Here is a 15,986-nt window from a genome sequence, read left to right as displayed (position 1 = left end):
CAGCCGGTACGACGCTTCGGGATTAGCTGGCTCGCGTCAGGTCAGCCAGGGATGCCAGGCGCTGAATTGCGCGCGAACCAGCGGATCCAGCAAGGTCGGGTCGCCATTGACTTCCCCGGCCAGCTTGGCCAGAAAATCCACCAGCCAGGATGCATTGGCTTCGGCGATGCGTTTGCCTTCCGCCGTATTCATGGTTTCCGGCAAGCGCATCAGTTTGACGCGGAAGTGATCCAGCGTGTAGAGGCGATCGTCCAGCTCGCGATCGCAAGCGAACAGATCCTGCGGATCAAACAACGGCCGCCCCATCATGCCCGCCACATAGAACACCCGCGCCAGCCCCAGCGCGCCGAGCGAATCCAACCGGTCGGCATCCTGCACGATTTTGGCTTCCAGCGTTTCCGCCGTAATGCCGGCGCTGAAGCTGTGCGCCTCAACCGCATGAAACACCGCCGGGTACAGCGCGTAGGGAAAATCGGGGAAATCCAGCGACAGAATACGCACCGCTTCTTCCGCCGCCATGCGCGAAGCCCGGCTGCGATCCGGGTGATTTTTCGGGATCAAAACAATGTCATGCAGCCAGGCGGCGGCGATAATTACCCGCAGGTCGCCCCCTTCCGTGCGCTGAATGTGCCGGGCGCTGTTCGCCACCCGCACCAGATGGTGGTGATCGTGCGCGCTATCCACGGAGTCCGCCAGATGCCGGGCGACGTACTGACTGAGCGTCTGTTCAAAACCAAGTAAATCCATGCCGTTCTCCTGCACCAATCCATTTAGATCACCACAGAATAGCCAAAAAGTAATGACAGCAACATGACTGATGTGGGCAGCGCATTTTTCAAAATTGATAATAAGCGGTAAAATTATTTTAAACAAAAAATGTTTACCCCGGTTTTGTCAATAAATAAACATTTACTTTCCCGACGACACATTATTATATTGAGGCGCTTATACGGTGCCGTAGCGTTTATTTTTTGTTTCCGCTTACGTCATTTTTTTAATTTACAAAACATGACCTGATATGCCCGAAATAATTCGAGTGGCAGGACGACGGCGACGCAGTGAATCCCCAGGCGCTTACAACAGCAGGCGGCCGGGGTGGCGGAGAAAACCGATGTCCCTGCAACTTGCAGCTATGGAGGGTTATGCTGTCAGGGGTATTTATCCCATGAGTCCGGTTTTGCTTTTTTTTCTTGCATTGGTGTTTATCGCCGATGGTTTGATGGTGTTCCTGATTCCGGTGCTGGTCTACGCCGAAACCCAAAGCCTGACCTACTCCGGTTTGTCTTATACGTTATGGTGGCTGCCGCGCATTGTGCTGATCCCGGCGCTGGGCGCGCTGATTGATCGCTGGGGCGTCCGCCCCATTTCTATCGCGTCCGACGCGGTCAAGGCGTTTGGCTGCCTGCTGCTCTGTCTGGTGCTGAATTTTGCCGAACAACCGTTGACGCTGGCGCTGGCCTGCGGGCTACTGGGCGCCGGGGTGTCTATCGGCAACGCGCAAACCCTCACCGCCGTGGAAAAGCTGATCGCCGCCCATAGCCGCCACATCGATCGGGACGCCAACCTGCTGACCCGGCTGGATTTACTCGGCATGGTGCTGGGGCCGTTGATTGGCATACTGTTGTATGAATACGGTTTTTTGACGCTTTTGTATATCGCCGCCACATTCTATTTATGCAACGCTTATTATTTCCTCACCTCCCGCTTGTTTTCTTTCACCCCAGACCCGGCGTCGGAAAATAAAATCAACTCGCCTCGCCCAGCGCCAAAAAAATTATTCCCGCTACTGATGATAATCAGAAATCCATTTATTATTTTGATGATCGTACTGGCGGCCGGAAATAATATGTTCGATGGGCTGGTGGAGTCCGGCGGCGCCGCCCTGATTGAAAATCAGATGGGATTATCAGTGAAATATTTTGGTTTCATTGATATTTGCGCCGGCGCGGCAGGATTTTTATCCACGCTGGTTTACGGCGCGGCGCTCAGTCGCCTGAGCCGGGAAGCGCTGCTGGCGGCAGGACTCGGCCTGATTGTCGTCGCTTCGTTGTTGCTGACCACCACGCTCGATCACCTGGGGCCGTTTCTGACGTTCTACGCGCTGGGCATCGTCGGTAAGGTCTTCACCGGCAATATCATGCGCACCCTGCGCCTGACGCTGATTCCCTACGAGCGGCTGGCCAGCGTTTCCTCGCTGATCCTGATGCTGAACCAGTCGGTGCTGCCGCTGATGGGTGTGTTCCTGTTTCTGTCCGAGCGCTACGACTGGCCGCTGACCTGGTTCATGCATATCGCCATCGCGCTCTCGCTGCTGGCCGGCATCGGATTGCTGATCGGTCTGCGGCGCAAACTGGCGGACACATCGCTGCCATCGCCCCGTCCCGACCACTCCGGATGACGCCACGTTCCGCCACGCCCGCTGGCGGAACGTATCAATATATGTCCAACAGTATGAAAATTTTATAAAAATGAAGCGGCTTCCACTATCGCTTCCCTTTCCGGCTCCAGCGGTTACGGGTGAAATAATCTACGGCAGCGCGCGTGGAATCAGGGTAGCCGCATCGGCTGATAACACGAATTCATACAATCACATCCAGTAATCACCGCACAGAATGCAAAACAACATGTACGTCTGGTTACGAATCCGCCATCGCCGCGTTGATCACAACGCTATGCCATGCACTTAAGATGGTGGCGCGATGATTGCCGTGTTCGCCGCAGGCGTCCGTGGCGACGGCAGGGTCGATATGGCGGCTTTGCCTTCTTACTTTCAACCATCTGGAGACAATATGTTACGGACAATGTGTCTGGTAGCCTGCCTGATCAGCACCAGTGCGCTGGCAGCGGAAAGCGCCGATCTGGCATCACTGGTTAACCAACGCCTCGGCTACATGAAGGATGTGGCGGGCTACAAAGCGGCTCATCATCTGGCGATTGAGGATCTGCAACAGGAAGACAACGTACTGAAAGCCAGCCGACAGCAGGCGACGCAGTACGGACTGGACGCCGACTCGGTTACGCCGTTCATTCAGGCGCAGATGGATGCCGCCAAGGCGATTCAGTATCGCTACCGCGCCGACTGGTTGGCTGTGCCGGAGAAAGACTGGCAGCCGCGCCCGCTGGACGAAGTGCGCGCCCAAATCGCCAAACTGAACGGCGTGCTGCTACAGCAACTCGCCGATACCCTGCACAAACAGGGCGGCAGCCTGAGCCGGCTGAATCACGCTGCGTTTATGCACGCCGTGACCCAGAAGAACCTCAGCGAGCACGACAAGGCGCGGTTGTACACCACGCTAAAGCAGGCCAGATTACAGAAATAACCCTCAGACGGCGCGCCTCATGCGCGCCGTTTTACGCCGTCCGCACATCCCCTTATCCGCCATCAAGCGCGTCGCCCTGAAATAGTCGGTGTTATGTTGAAGGAAATTGCGCCATACTCATCTAATGCGCAATTTTGCTGCGTCAATGTGACTTCCAGTGGAGATTAAACCACCATGAAAACCAAAACCGCCGCCGCCGATAGCCCGGACGAAAAAAGCCTCAATCTTGACCGTTTTGATCTCGCTATCCTGCGTTATCTCCAGTCCGACGCCTCCATCTCCAACGTAGCGCTGGCGGAAAAGGTCAAGCTCAGCGCGCCGGCCTGCCTGCGCCGGGTGGAGCGATTAAAACAGATAGGGCTGATCAAAGGTTATGTCGCCCTGCTGAACCCGCAGGCGCTGAATGTCGGCATGGTGGTGTTAATCGGCGTGGTGCTTGACCGCTCTACCCCGAAAAGCTTTGAAGACTTTGAAGCGGCGGTGCAGAAAATCAGCGGCTGTATGGAGTGCCACGTGGTCACCGGCGAGTTCGATTACATCCTGATGATCCGCACCAAAGACAACCAGAGCTTCAACAAACTGCACGCCGAACAGTTACTGTTCCTGCCGGGCGTACGTCAGATCCGCTCGTTTATCGGCCTGCGGGAAGTGCTGTCGACAACGCAGTTGGTGTTTTAAAGGCGAGCACACAAAACAATAACCACGCCGGGATATTCCCGGCGTGGTACGTCGCAACGACAATCAGCCATTGCGGAAAATATAGCTGTAAGCGCTCAATGCCGGCGCGCCGCCGAGGTGGGCGTAGAGCACTTTGGAGCCTTTCGGGAATTCGCCGTTGCGCACCATGTCGATCATGCCGTGCATCGACTTGCCTTCATACACCGGGTCGGTCAGCACCCCTTCCAGACGCGCGCACAGGCGAATCGCTTCCAGCGTGCCGTCGTTCGGCAAGCCGTATTCCGGGCCGCCGTAGCGGGTATCCAGCACCACGTCTTCTTCAGTGATCTCGCGGCCCAGCTCCACCAGCCCGGCGGTGTTCTGCGCGATGCGCAGGATCTGCGCCTTGGTTTTTTCCGGCTTGGCGGAGGCGTCAATGCCGATCACATTGCGGGAACGGCCGTCGGCGGCAAACCCTACCACCATGCCGGCCTGAGTGCTGCCGGTTACCGAGCACACCACGATGTAGTCAAATTTGAAGCCCAGCTCTTTTTCCTGCTGGCGCACTTCTTCAGCGAAGCCAACGAAGCCCAGACCGCCGTAAGGGTGCTCGGAGCAGCCGGCCGGGATCGGGAACGGTTTGCCGCCGTTCTGCGCCGCTTCGTCCATCGCCTGCTTCCAGCTTTCGCGGATGCCGATGTCGAAACCGGCCGGATCGAGACGCACGTCGGCGCCCATAATGCGCGACAGCTCGATATTACCCACCCGGTCGTACACCGCGTCGGCATAATTCACCCAGTTTTCCTGTACCAGGATACATTTCATGCCCAGATGCGCGGCGACGGCGGCCACCTGACGGGTCTGGTTCGACTGCACGCCGCCAATCGACACCAGCGTGTCGCAGCCCTGCGCCAGCGCTTCCGGAATCAGGTACTCCAGCTTGCGGGTCTTGTTGCCGCCGAACGCCAGACCGCTGTTGCAGTCTTCACGCTTGGCGTAGATCTCCACATCACCGCCCAGGTATTCACTCAGGCGTTTCATCGGGGTAATCGGCGACGGTCCGAAGGTTAAGGGGTGACGCGGAAATTTTTCCAGGTTCATAGTCAGGCTCCGGTGGCTAACGTGGGTCAATCAGGCATCAGATGACCGCTTTCCGGCAGGAAAACCGCGTCATCGCTTACCCCTGATACTACACAAAACCAACTTGATTTAAATTGCGTTTTTAACCATTAATTTTTTAAAAAATTAACCAATTTATATTTTTATGAAACTTAAAATAAAAATAAAAACGAAAAATGGAAATAAAATTAAATCACAACTTGATGCATTAAAACCGGTACCGCTCAACGCAGCGGCAGCCCGAAATCCTGCCGGCATTGCAGGTCATATTGCTGCAACGCCTGCTTCAGGAAGGCAAAAAAGCTGTTGAGAATGGCGGTGCGGGGTTTCCCCATTTCGGTTTGCAGTTGCAGCGTGCGCTGGCTCAGTTGATCCAGATTGACCGCCTTCATCGTCAGGCCGTCGCGCCGGGCGCTGCACAGAATGGAGAAATGACTGCACACGCTGACCGCCGCCGGCGTGTTGCGCACATACTCGTACAATGAAGAAAAGTGATTACAGGTGAATACCGGTTCGATAAAGACGTTGTTCATCCGGCAGGAGAGATCAAACAGTTGCCGAATAGTGGCGGACTGATCCGGCAACACCACCGGCCAGGCGTTGAGATCCGCCAGTTGGAAATCCCGGTTGGCCAGCGGGTGGTCCGCCGCCATAAACACCAGCACCGGCGCCGGAAACGACGCCAACACCTCCACGCCATGCTCCGGCGCCAGACTGAACTTGATGGCGACGTCGCATTCGCCGTTACGCAGCAGCTCCGGCACCTGCCGGGCGCTGCCGACCGTCAGGTAAAAATTGACGCGCGGGTGCTGTTCGCGAAAGCGCGACATGAGGGCCGGCAGTAGATTGAGCGCCAGACCGTCGGTGCACACCACCCGCAGGGTAGTCTGGCGCGCCGACTTCATGCCTTCGATTTCCGCCATCGCCAGTTCCATGTCGGCCATACTGCGCCGCACATGATTCGCCAGAATGTGCCCGGCGTCGTTCAATACCATGCCGCGGGTGCTGCGCTCAAACAGCGGCATACCCAGCCGGGTTTCCAGCCGCTGGATCTGCCGGCTGATGGCGGACACCGCCACAAACAGCTGCTGACTGGCGGCGCTGATGGAGCCGGTATTCACCACCGCCATGAAGTAACGAATTTCGCTATTGTGCATGGATTATCTCCGAGAGATAGAATCTTTCGGAAACGTTATGTCATCACATTCAGAATCCGAGAGGATTTCGGGCGAATTAACCTCATATTTTCTCTTTAATATCTACCGCTCCGCCCGACACAGGGAGGCTCAAACGCCGCCTCCCTGTGAACCCGGGCTGCTGGCTAAATTTTGCCGCTAACGCGGTCCCTTCGGAATACGCGGCCGCTTAACGGGCCGCTCGTGACGCGCTCCCGGCGCGGCACGAGCTTTCGCCGCGTCCATGCGGCTCACCCTACGGCCACTTATCCCTCAGCAAAATTTTTTACGCCAGAAGACAACACGCTAGTATCAAGATATGAGTGACATCTGCGAACTTACACCATTACCTGTTGATCTCTTAACTGCTTCACCTTGCTGCCCTCTTCCGCCAGATCCCAAAATAGGCCGGTCATGATTTGCAGCGCTTCGCGCGCCACGTCCGCCAGCAGGTGTTCGTTGGGGGCGTGCTGGGAGCAGGCGGGATAGGAGTGCGGCACCCACAGCGTCGGCAAGCCGAGCGTGCGCAGGAAGCAGGCGTTGGGCAGGCCGCCGCCGAAGTTGGGCAGCACCGCCGCCTGCTTGCCGACCGAGCGTTCGATAGAATCCACGCCCCAGCGCACCCAGGGGTCGTCCGGGTCGATGCGGGTGGCTTCGAAACAGTTATCCGGTTTGACGATCGCCACATCCTCGAACCCGCAGGCATCAAGACGGCGGCGAATATGCCCGGCAAAATTATCGACATCGCTGCCCGGCACGTAGCGCATATGGCATTGCGCGCGGGCGCTGGGCGGAATGGCGTGTTCCGGTTTGTCCGGGTTGCCGGTAACGAACGCCAGCACATCCAGCGTGTTCCAGCCGTATACCTTTTCCGCCGCGTTCAACCCCGGCTCGCCCCAGTGCGGATCGATAGCCGGGTCGCCCGGCGCGCCGCCAAGAGCCAGATCCGATAACGCGCTGCGGATCGACGCCGACAGCGGCGGCGGCAGTAATTCCGGCACCAGAATACGGCCGTTGGCGTCCACCAGACAGCCGATGGCGTGCGCCAGCCGGATACCGGGGTTGCTTAACAACCCGCCCCAGTTGCCGGAATGGTGCGCGCCGTCGCGCAGCGTCAGTTGCAGGCCGAAGTTGAACACCCCGCGCGAACCGAGAAATAACGTCGGCCGGTCGGCGGATACGCGCGGGCCGTCCGAGGCGATAAACAGGTCCGCCGCCAGCCAGTCGCGGTATTGCTGGCACACCGCCTCCAGGCCGGGAGAACCGCACTCTTCGCCCATTTCCAGAATCAGCTTCACGTTGTAGCCCAGCCGGCCGCCGCGCGCCTCCAGCACCAGCGCCAGCGCCGCCAGATTGATGGTGTGCTGGCCTTTGTTGTCGGCGGTGCCGCGCCCGTACCAGCGGTTGCCGTCCGGCGTCAGTTCCCACGGCGACAGCCCGCTGCGCCAGCGCGACGCGTCCCCCATCACCACATCGCCGTGACCGTAGCTCAGCACCGTCAGCGCCGCGTCCGGTTCAATGCGCCGCGCCAGCAGGAATGGCCCACGGTCCGCCACTGGGTTGGGAACAATCCGGCACTCGAACCCCATTTCCTGCAGTAACGGAATCATCTCGTCGGTCAGGTAGGCCATCAGCGCCGGCGCGCGATCCGCGTTCTGACTTTCGGTCTGGCAGGCCACCCGGCGCGCCAGAGTGTCGCGAAATGCGCCGGATTCGAAATACGCCGCCGCGGCCTGCATCATCTCTTCACGTGTCATCATCTGTCCTTTTTTGTTCACGCCATACCGGCTTTGCGGCTTACGCCGCCCCAATATCCGGAATGCCCAGCCCCGGCTCCGGCGTCAGTACCGACGCCAGCAGCGCGCGGGTATAAGGATGCTGCGGCGCGCCGAATACCTGCTCGCGGGTGCCCTGCTCCACAATCGTGCCTTTGCTCATCACCGCCACGTGATCCACCAGATGTTCCACCACCGACAGGTTGTGGCTGATGAACAAGTAGGTCAGGCCGAACTCTTTTTTCAGCGTCAGCAGCAGGTTGAGGATCTGCGCCTGCACCGACACATCCAGCGCGGAAGTCGGCTCGTCGCAAATCAGGATCTCCGGCTGCAGGATCAGCGCACGGGCGATCGCCACCCGCTGGCGCTGACCGCCGGAGAGCTGCCCGGGATACTGGCCGTGGGTACGTTCCGGCATCCCGACCACGTCCAGCATCTCGCGCACCCGTTGTTTGCGCTCCTCCGGCGTGCCGATGTCGTGCAGCCGCAGCGCCACCTCTACGATATCCGCCACCGTGCGGCGCGGATTGAGCGAGGAATAAGGATCCTGAAAGATCGGCTGGATGCGCGACGCCAGCTCGCGGCGATCGCCGGCGTCGATCTCGCGCCCTTCGATCAACACGTTGCCGGAGGTCGGCGGCAGCAGGCCGAGCAGCATTTTCGCCAGCGTGCTCTTGCCGCAGCCGGACTCGCCCACCAGCCCCAGCGTCTCGCCCCGGCGAATGCGCAGCGATACATTGTCCACCGCGCGGATCTCGCCGGGCCGTGAGAACAGCCCGCGATTAAGGCGAAACACCCGGCTTAACGCGCACAGTTCCAGCGCGATGTCGTCGTTGCCTGGAATGTGCGGCAGCGGGCGACCGCGTTCTTCCGTCATCTGGCTCATACCGGCTCCTCCGTCATCAGCGCATCGACACAGCGCACCGCGTGCTGCTCAGTCACCGGCACGTAGGGCGTTTCCTGCGCGCAGCGATCGCGGCACTGGCTGCAACGGTTGCGAAACGCGCAGCCGTGCTGCGGGCCAATCAGGCTCGGCACCACGCCGGGAATGGCGTGCAGCGGCTCACCCGGCACGGTGCGCCCGGCTACCGGAATGCATTCCAGCAGCCCGCGGGTATAGGGGTGACACGGCTGATGAAACAGCTCCATCACCGGCGCGGTTTCCACCACCTGCCCGGCGTACATCACCGCCACCCGGTCGGCGATGCGCGCCACCACGCCCAGGTCGTGAGTAATGAAGATAACCGAGGTGCCGAACTCCTGTTGCAATTCACGCAGCATCCGCAGGATCTGCGCCTGAATGGTAACGTCCAGCGCAGTCGTCGGTTCGTCGGCGATGATCAGTTCCGGGCCGCACATCAGCGCCATGGCGATCATGATGCGCTGGCGCAGGCCGCCGGAGAGCTGATGCGGGTACTGCCGCAGCCGCTCCGCCGCCATCGGGATGCCGACGCGATCCATCAGGTACACCGCCCGTTCGCGCGCCTCGGCTTTAGAGGCCTTGCGGTGCGCCAGCAGGGTTTCGCACAGTTGGTCCCCCAGCGTGAACGACGGGTTGAGCGAGGTCATCGGCTCCTGAAAGATCATCGCCATCTGGTTGCCGCGCAGCGCCGTCCGTTCACGCGGGCGCAGCGACAGCAGGTCGGTATCCCGAAAGCGCAGCGTATCGGCGGTGCGCACCGCGTTGCGCGGCAGCAGGTCCATCAGCGCCAGCGAGGTCATCGACTTGCCGCAGCCCGACTCCCCCACCAGGCACAGCATTTCGCCGCGCCGTACCGAAAAATCGATGCCGCGCACCGCGTGCAACGTGCCGCGCGGCGTCGTCAGATCGACCCGCAGGTTCTTCACTTCCAGCACCACCTCGTCCGAGCGACTGGCCGACGGGTTTGTCTCAACAGCAGAATGCATAGCGACCTCCTTAGCGCCTATCCCAATAGGCTCTTAGTTACGCACGCCCGTCCAGCGCGGTAATATCGCGCAGGCCGTCACCCACCAGATTGATGCTCAGCACCAGCAGCGCCAGCACCACGCCTGGAATCACAATCACCCACGGTTGGAAGAACATGTAGGCTTTGCCTTCCGCCACCATCAGTCCCCAGGACGGCATCGGCGGCTGTACCCCGAGGCCGAGGAACGACAGCGTCGCCTCCAGCAAAATGGCGTGGGCGATCTCCAGCGTCGCCACCACGGTGAGCGGCCCCAGCAGGTTGGGCAGAATCTCGCGCAGCATGATGAACAGCGACGAGGCGCCGAGCGTGCGGGCGGCGGCGATAAATTCCGCCTCGCGCAGCTGGCGCGTCACCGAGCGGGAGACGATCAGAAAGCGGTCCCACAGCAGCAGGCCCAGCAGCATGATCACCACCTTGACCGAACCGCCCACCAGCGAGGCCAGCGCCAGCGCCACCAGAATCACCGGCATCGACAGGCGCACGGTGAGGAGATAGCTCACCGCCGCGTCCACCCGGCCGCCGAAATAGCCCGCCAGCACCCCGAGCGCAATGCCGATGGTGCCCGCCAGCATGACCGACACCAGCCCGATGGTCAGCGACACCCGCGCGCCGTACAGCAGGCGGCTTAAGTAATCCCGCCCCAGCTTGTCGGTGCCGAGCCAATGTTCCCAACTGCCCTTTTCATGCCACACCGGCGGGATCAACCGGCGGCTGACCTCCTGCGCGTAAGGGTCGTGCGGGCTGATGAACGGCGCCAGCACCGCCAGCAGCACGATCGCCCCCAGAATCACCAGCCCCAGCGTCATGCCGTGGTGACCCAGCACCTTGCGCTGCCAGCGCCGCCACGGCCCAGGTTCCGGCAGCAGGCCCGGCTGCGGAGCGGTTTTAATCATCACGGCCAGTCGTGCCATTGCAGTTCTCATCACGGCTCCTTATTTGCTGCGCAGTCGTGGATCCAGCGCGGCGTTAAGCACATCCGCCAGAAACGTCAGCCCGATATAAAACACGGCGATAATCAATACGATGGCCTGCACTACCGGAAAGTCGTTACGCGAGATGGAGTCCCACGCCAGTTGCCCCAGCCCCTGCAACGAAAACACCGATTCGATCACCACCGAGCCGCCGAGCATGAACCCCAGTTCCACCGTCGCCAGCGCCACTACCGGAATAATGGCGTTGCGCAGGCCGTGTTTGACCACCACCTTAAAGGCGCTCAACCCTTTGGCGCGCGCGGTACGGATGTAATCGGAGCCGAGCACGTCCAGCATGCCGGAGCGGGTCAGGCGCATCAGCGACGGCATGGCGTAGTAGCCGAGCGCCACCGCCGGCAGCACGAAGTTCTGCCAGCTGGCGTTGCCCGCCACCGGCAGCCATTTCAGCCCGACGGCGAAGATAAGAATCAGCACCAGCGCGAACCAGAAATTAGGCATCGCCTGACCGAGCACCGACACCAGCATGGCAAGGCGATCGACCCAGGTGTCGCGGAACACCGCCGCCAGCACCCCGAGCGGGATCGCCACCGTCAGCGCCAGCAGCAGCGATACGCCGCCCAGCTTGAGGGTGACCGGCATCCGCTGGCCGACCAGTTCCATCACCGTGTTTTCAAAGTAGAACGAGCGGCCGAAATCCAGATGCAGCGCCGACCACATCCAGCTGGAAAACTGGCTCAGCAGCGGCTTATCCAGCCCGTTCTGCACCCGGATCTGGGCGATGGTTTCCGCGGTGGCGTCCGGCCCGGCGATGGCGGTCGCCAGATCGCCGGACAGGTGCAGCAACGAAAAGCTGACCGCCGCCACGGTGAACAGCACCGCCAGCGCCACCAGTAACCGATGAAAAATGTACTTCACCATAAGCGAACTCCTTACAACTCAAGCGCGGCCGGTTCCCCGACAGCGGTTACTTCCAGCTCGCTTCGGCGAAGCGCGGCAGTTCGTCCGGCCAGTCCTGGAAGTTCAGATCGGACGTAAAGGCGTAATGGGTGGAATAGGAGAACAGCGGCGCCATATACGCCTGCGACGAAATACGGCCCAGCAGTGCGGCGTACAGCGCGCTGCGCTGCTGCGGGTCCACCACTTCATCCGCTTTCGCCAGTTCGCCGATAACCTGCGGGTCTTTCCAGATATCGCTGCCTTTACCGCCGAAATAGGGGGTAACGAACGCAGTGGCGTCGTTGATGGAGAAGGAACCCCAGGTGCTGAACGCCAGCGGCGCCTGACCGGACGCCAGCGCGTTGGCCATCACCGGGTATTGCACGAAGTGCAGACGGGCGCGGATGCCGACCTTGCGCAGATCGCCGATAATCGCTTCGGCGTAATCACGCTCGCGGTAGGCCCACAGATCGGTGTCGAAGCCGTTGGCGTAGCCCGCCTCCGCCAGCAGTTGTTTGGCTTTGGCCGGGTCGTAGGGGTATTGGATCACCTGGCTGGCGTCGCAGGCGGTCTGGGTGCGGAAGCAGGCGGAATACACCGGTTTGCTGCCGCCGCGCACCAGATTATCCACCATCGCCTGGCGGTTGACGGCGTAATTGATGGCCTGACGCACGCGCACGTCTTTGAACGGCGCGCCTTCCGGGCCGCTGGCGTTAGTGTTCAGCTCCAGAAAGCCGACGCGCATGGTTTCGCCGCTTTTCACCGCAATGTTCGGCATGGCGGACAGCGATTCCACCTGATCCGACGCCACGCGCCAGATCCAGTCCACCTGGCCGGTCATCAACTGGGCTACGCGCGCTTCCGGGTCGCGGATCACCACAAACTGCAGCTTGCCGATTTTCGGCTGCCCGATCGGACTGTCTTTGAAATAGTCCGGGTTTTTCACCATCGACACGCCCTGCCCCGGCGTCACCTTGACGATTTTGTACGGGCCGGTGCCGACAGGCGCTTTGCTAAAGCCCTCCAGCTTCACCTGCTGGAAATATTTGGCGGGGTAAATCGGCGTCGGGCCGGAGAGGTATTCCAGCGCCGCCGGGAACGGTTTTTTCAGATGCAGACGCACGCTGTAGTCATCGACTTTTTCCACATGGTCGATCCAATCGACGCTTTGCGGGATCACCGAGGCGGTATTCGGCCCGGCGATACTCTGAAAGGTATACACCACATCATCGGCGCTAAAGGCATCGCCATTATGGAAAGTCACGCCTTTACGCAGATGCAGCAGCAACACCGTCGGCGACTCCCATTTCCAGTCGGTCGCCAGTTCACCTTTATATTCCCCGGTTTTCGGATCGCGATAGATCAGCGTATCCCAGGCGAGATGCGCCAGAATCACCCCTTCGCGCATGTTATTGTGGTACGGGCTGACGTTTTCCACCTCGCTGTCGGAGGCGTAAACCAGCGTGTCATTTTGTTTGCCGGCATAACTGGCGCAGGCAAAACCTGCCAGTAACGCGGTTAATGCATATTGACGGATATGTCTTGCCAGATTACGAGCCATGCTGTTCTCCACCACAATAAAGGACGAATAAAAATGGTCACCAACAAAAACATTCGTCCGTTACGTTGCAAGAGCAGCGCCAGATAAGGATTATTACCGTTATCGATTTTCGACACACACTTTCTCAAAAAGAGAAACCACCGATAACAGCTGGATTCATTTGTCCAGACAATAATAAAAATGAATGGTATTGATTACGCGGCAAGCCGCTGCCGACGCCGCATTGACAACGCCGGGTACTATTTCAGTGCAAAAACCCACCAGCCTGCACCATTTGCGTGATTATCGATAAGGGGAGGTTATTTCTTGTTTTTAGAAAGACACGTTCACTGGTCATATCAACAATAAGCAAGATTTTTCAGCAAGAAAAAAATGAAATAAATGGATAATAAAACATTCATCCACTATATAAACATTAATTTATTACAGACTAAAAAATAACCAACAAATAATTAGTCATAAACAAATCATCCATCAAAAATAAAATACAGTATTCCGCAACTTGATCTTTATAAAAATGAATCCTAGCTTTAAATGGAAAAACTTATTATCTCCCCCTACACATTTACATCTGGAGAGTATTACGATGAAATTCGACGATATTGTCGTTCTTAATAGCAATGACCTTCTGGTAAAAGAATCAAATTTAGATCTCAATTTCAACACGTTATTCCAAATGCCTGCAAAATATGTCAGTCAGGCACTTTCCATGTCAAGGGTATTTCAGGATGCAATTAATGGAGAAAATCTTGAATTTAATTTTGACAAGGCCATCGAGCTTGTAAAAAACCACCCTGAAATGGCCATCATAGGCACGATAAATCAGTCGATTGTCAAGCAAAACAACCAGGTATCCGCCATGGTTGACGACGTGATGAAGCTGCTGGATACCGTTGTCGGTGTGGTGCTCGATAAAGAAAGTCCAACCTATAAAAAATTCGCCAACACGATTGAGCAAGGTTTTACCAACCTTGACGCGCAAAAAGAAGGTAGATGGATTTTCTGGAATAAAGAAAGCGAGTCAAAAACCACATATACCTACAACATCCTGTTTGCTATTGCTAATCAGGATACCGGTTCTGTTATGGCGGCTGCCCCTATCGGCCTGACAATTACCGTCGATGTCGATAAACAGCAAGTACTTTGGATCACCACAAAAGACAAACATAATTATTCTGTTAATGTGAAATCCATCACTGTTGTTGAGGCACTAAAATCCTAATCCTAAAAATGCCATGCTTGGCATGGCATTTTTACTATTATTTCTAATAGATATGAATTAAGGCACTGAGATGAACAATATTGCATTGAATCCGATTAATACTGTCGACGAAAGTAAAAATTTCAGTGTAACGTTAAACGTTGAGTTGAAGAATGTTGATCAGGCCATAAATATGGCCAGTATTTTCAATGAGGCTTGTCTTCCTCAGGAGGGCATCAATTTCGAAAAGGCGCTGTCGCTTGCCAAAAGCCACGATACCCTGGCGGTCGTGGGCACGCATACCGTAAAAGGCAACAGCAGCGTGTCTCAGGTCTGGGTCGCCATTGACCAGCTCCAGAACCTTATCCGTATGGTACAAGGTGCTGCAACAGAAAATTGGATGGCATTCGGTATTGCCGCCAAAGCCTTTATCGACCTTAACGCGCAAAAAAACGGCAACTATTTTACGATTTTCAGCGAGCAATCAAATACGTTGCATTATCAATATAATATCTTTGATGTCACACAAAATGAGACAACTGGTTCAGTTATGGTAGGCCAGTTAACCAGCGTTGACATTACCATTACCAAAGCAAGTACGAATGTTCTGGCATTGGTAGCCGGCTCATCAATTACACAAAAAATGAACTTCAAGAGTATGGTGATTGTTGAGGCACTGACGGCAGAATAGTGGAAAACTGAAATATTAATACATGGTGAGAACATGAGTATAGAAATTTACCCAGATGATGATAACACCTTGCCATATCAGGTTTTTCTCAATCTGGAAAATGAGCATTATTATGCACAGGCCATACAACTGGCTCAGCTTTTTGCACATGACGTTGATGATAAAGGTCAGTTGGATATGGCGAAGGCGGTGAAAAAAGCCCAGTCGCAACCTGATCTGGCCATTGTGGCCACCAACAATATGACCCTCAAAAAATCATTCGACACACTTTCAGCCTTAACCACCACACTGTCCGATCAGTTAAAAATAGAAGGCGTGCTGGGTATTAGTCACGATACCTATATTCAAAATATTTTATCTCATGCCTTCTGTGACCTGGAAACACAAAAAGATAAACCCTGGTTTCATATCAATACCCTCCCCCATGCGGGGCATCAGGTAACCAGTTATTCATACAGTTTATTTATTGTCAGTCAGGGTGAAGAAACCGGCGCCATGATGGCGGCTGGCCCGCTAATCATCAACGTCACACCGAATACCGCAATAGCCGATATATTTAGCGCCAAAAACTGGCGTTTAACCTTGCAAAAAGAGGAGATCACAATAGAAATCAAAGGATTTCAGATTGTCACGCCACTGGGATAATCAGGAGATATTCTTCCCTGATGGT

The 15,986-nt window shown here is 57.0% G+C and carries 15 protein-coding genes; 6 read left to right on the top strand and 9 right to left on the bottom strand.

Annotated elements, in window-relative coordinates; genetic code table 11:
* Positions 1-36: 36 nt before the first annotated feature.
* On the bottom strand, positions 37-747 hold the full coding sequence (locus CPA59_RS02350) for an HD domain-containing protein (protein ID WP_038917676.1): 711 nt from the start codon (positions 745-747) through the stop codon (positions 37-39).
* A gap of 418 nt (positions 748-1,165) precedes the next feature.
* Here CPA59_RS02350 and CPA59_RS02345 point away from each other — a divergent pair, with 418 nt between their 5' ends.
* From CPA59_RS02345 to CPA59_RS02335, 3 genes are all read left to right on the top strand, one after another.
* The gene (locus tag CPA59_RS02345; protein ID WP_107758627.1) at positions 1,166-2,398 is read left to right on the top strand and encodes an MFS transporter; all 1,233 of its coding nucleotides are present in this window, start codon (positions 1,166-1,168) and stop codon (positions 2,396-2,398) included.
* A gap of 391 nt (positions 2,399-2,789) precedes the next feature.
* The gene (locus tag CPA59_RS02340; RefSeq protein ID WP_038917674.1) at positions 2,790-3,320 is read left to right on the top strand and encodes a chorismate mutase; all 531 of its coding nucleotides are present in this window, start codon (positions 2,790-2,792) and stop codon (positions 3,318-3,320) included.
* A 174-nt stretch (positions 3,321-3,494) separates the two neighbouring features.
* On the top strand, positions 3,495-3,998 hold the full coding sequence (locus CPA59_RS02335) for an Lrp/AsnC family transcriptional regulator (protein ID WP_033568499.1): 504 nt from the start codon (positions 3,495-3,497) through the stop codon (positions 3,996-3,998).
* 63 nt (positions 3,999-4,061) lie between these two features.
* On the opposite strand, the gene CPA59_RS02330 is transcribed toward CPA59_RS02335, so the two are convergent.
* The 8 genes from CPA59_RS02330 to CPA59_RS02290 form a co-directional block, all read right to left on the bottom strand.
* Complete coding sequence (locus tag CPA59_RS02330; protein WP_038917673.1) at positions 4,062-5,078, bottom strand: 1-aminocyclopropane-1-carboxylate deaminase; 1,017 nt, start codon at positions 5,076-5,078, stop codon at positions 4,062-4,064.
* A gap of 242 nt (positions 5,079-5,320) precedes the next feature.
* A complete protein-coding gene (locus CPA59_RS02325) occupies positions 5,321-6,253 on the bottom strand; it encodes a LysR family transcriptional regulator (protein ID WP_107758626.1) in 933 nt (310 codons plus the stop codon).
* A gap of 356 nt (positions 6,254-6,609) precedes the next feature.
* Positions 6,610-8,028, bottom strand: coding sequence for a M20 family metallopeptidase (locus tag CPA59_RS02315; RefSeq protein WP_107760756.1), 1,419 nt, complete (start codon positions 8,026-8,028; stop codon positions 6,610-6,612).
* 40 nt (positions 8,029-8,068) lie between these two features.
* Positions 8,069-8,932, bottom strand: coding sequence for an ATP-binding cassette domain-containing protein (locus CPA59_RS02310; RefSeq protein ID WP_107758625.1), 864 nt, complete (start codon positions 8,930-8,932; stop codon positions 8,069-8,071).
* The gene (locus tag CPA59_RS02305; RefSeq protein WP_107758624.1) at positions 8,929-9,954 is read right to left on the bottom strand and encodes an ABC transporter ATP-binding protein; all 1,026 of its coding nucleotides are present in this window, start codon (positions 9,952-9,954) and stop codon (positions 8,929-8,931) included. The genes CPA59_RS02310 and CPA59_RS02305 overlap by 4 nt, the downstream gene beginning before the upstream one ends.
* A gap of 37 nt (positions 9,955-9,991) precedes the next feature.
* The gene (locus tag CPA59_RS02300) at positions 9,992-10,918 is read right to left on the bottom strand and encodes an ABC transporter permease (RefSeq protein WP_107758623.1); all 927 of its coding nucleotides are present in this window, start codon (positions 10,916-10,918) and stop codon (positions 9,992-9,994) included.
* Between the two features lie 9 nt (positions 10,919-10,927).
* Positions 10,928-11,845 carry an ABC transporter permease gene (locus CPA59_RS02295; RefSeq protein WP_038917670.1) on the bottom strand — a complete coding sequence of 306 codons (918 nt, stop codon included), beginning with the start codon at positions 11,843-11,845 and terminating at the stop codon, positions 10,928-10,930.
* 46 nt (positions 11,846-11,891) lie between these two features.
* Positions 11,892-13,424, bottom strand: coding sequence for an ABC transporter substrate-binding protein (locus tag CPA59_RS02290; RefSeq protein ID WP_107758622.1), 1,533 nt, complete (start codon positions 13,422-13,424; stop codon positions 11,892-11,894).
* A 586-nt stretch (positions 13,425-14,010) separates the two neighbouring features.
* Here CPA59_RS02290 and CPA59_RS02285 point away from each other — a divergent pair.
* From CPA59_RS02285 to CPA59_RS02275, 3 genes are all read left to right on the top strand, one after another.
* Positions 14,011-14,646, top strand: a complete 636-nt coding sequence (locus CPA59_RS02285) for a delta-endotoxin CytB (protein ID WP_107758621.1) — start codon at positions 14,011-14,013, stop codon at positions 14,644-14,646.
* Positions 14,647-14,716: 70 nt separating this feature from the next.
* Entirely contained in the window at positions 14,717-15,316 is a 600-nt protein-coding gene (locus CPA59_RS02280) for a type-2Aa cytolytic delta-endotoxin (protein WP_107758620.1), read from the top strand.
* 33 nt (positions 15,317-15,349) lie between these two features.
* On the top strand, positions 15,350-15,961 hold the full coding sequence (locus tag CPA59_RS02275; protein WP_107758619.1) for a type-1Ba cytolytic delta-endotoxin: 612 nt from the start codon (positions 15,350-15,352) through the stop codon (positions 15,959-15,961).
* Positions 15,962-15,986 lie beyond the last annotated feature (25 nt).

This window comes from Dickeya sp. Secpp 1600 (genome assembly GCF_003049805.1).
GTDB classification, from domain to species: domain Bacteria; phylum Pseudomonadota; class Gammaproteobacteria; order Enterobacterales; family Enterobacteriaceae; genus Dickeya; species Dickeya fangzhongdai.
Note: the sequence above shows the minus strand (reverse complement) of the source record. Positions and strands in the feature narration are given on the sequence as shown.

What these genes read in the sequence shown, in the direction of transcription:
- CPA59_RS02350 (WP_038917676.1), bottom strand. Translation starts at nt 747, where the DNA reads ATGGATTTACTTGGTTTTGAACAGACGCTCAGTCAGTACGTCGCCCGG.
- CPA59_RS02345 (WP_107758627.1), top strand. Translation starts at nt 1,166, where the DNA reads ATGAGTCCGGTTTTGCTTTTTTTTCTTGCATTGGTGTTTATCGCCGAT.
- CPA59_RS02340 (WP_038917674.1), top strand. Translation starts at nt 2,790, where the DNA reads ATGTTACGGACAATGTGTCTGGTAGCCTGCCTGATCAGCACCAGTGCG.
- CPA59_RS02335 (WP_033568499.1), top strand. Translation starts at nt 3,495, where the DNA reads ATGAAAACCAAAACCGCCGCCGCCGATAGCCCGGACGAAAAAAGCCTC.
- CPA59_RS02330 (WP_038917673.1), bottom strand. Translation starts at nt 5,078, where the DNA reads ATGAACCTGGAAAAATTTCCGCGTCACCCCTTAACCTTCGGACCGTCG.
- CPA59_RS02325 (WP_107758626.1), bottom strand. Translation starts at nt 6,253, where the DNA reads ATGCACAATAGCGAAATTCGTTACTTCATGGCGGTGGTGAATACCGGC.
- CPA59_RS02315 (WP_107760756.1), bottom strand. Translation starts at nt 8,028, where the DNA reads ATGACACGTGAAGAGATGATGCAGGCCGCGGCGGCGTATTTCGAATCC.
- CPA59_RS02310 (WP_107758625.1), bottom strand. Translation starts at nt 8,932, where the DNA reads ATGAGCCAGATGACGGAAGAACGCGGTCGCCCGCTGCCGCACATTCCA.
- CPA59_RS02305 (WP_107758624.1), bottom strand. Translation starts at nt 9,954, where the DNA reads ATGCATTCTGCTGTTGAGACAAACCCGTCGGCCAGTCGCTCGGACGAG.
- CPA59_RS02300 (WP_107758623.1), bottom strand. Translation starts at nt 10,918, where the DNA reads ATGAGAACTGCAATGGCACGACTGGCCGTGATGATTAAAACCGCTCCG.
- CPA59_RS02295 (WP_038917670.1), bottom strand. Translation starts at nt 11,845, where the DNA reads ATGGTGAAGTACATTTTTCATCGGTTACTGGTGGCGCTGGCGGTGCTG.
- CPA59_RS02290 (WP_107758622.1), bottom strand. Translation starts at nt 13,424, where the DNA reads ATGGCTCGTAATCTGGCAAGACATATCCGTCAATATGCATTAACCGCG.
- CPA59_RS02285 (WP_107758621.1), top strand. Translation starts at nt 14,011, where the DNA reads ATGAAATTCGACGATATTGTCGTTCTTAATAGCAATGACCTTCTGGTA.
- CPA59_RS02280 (WP_107758620.1), top strand. Translation starts at nt 14,717, where the DNA reads ATGAACAATATTGCATTGAATCCGATTAATACTGTCGACGAAAGTAAA.
- CPA59_RS02275 (WP_107758619.1), top strand. Translation starts at nt 15,350, where the DNA reads ATGAGTATAGAAATTTACCCAGATGATGATAACACCTTGCCATATCAG.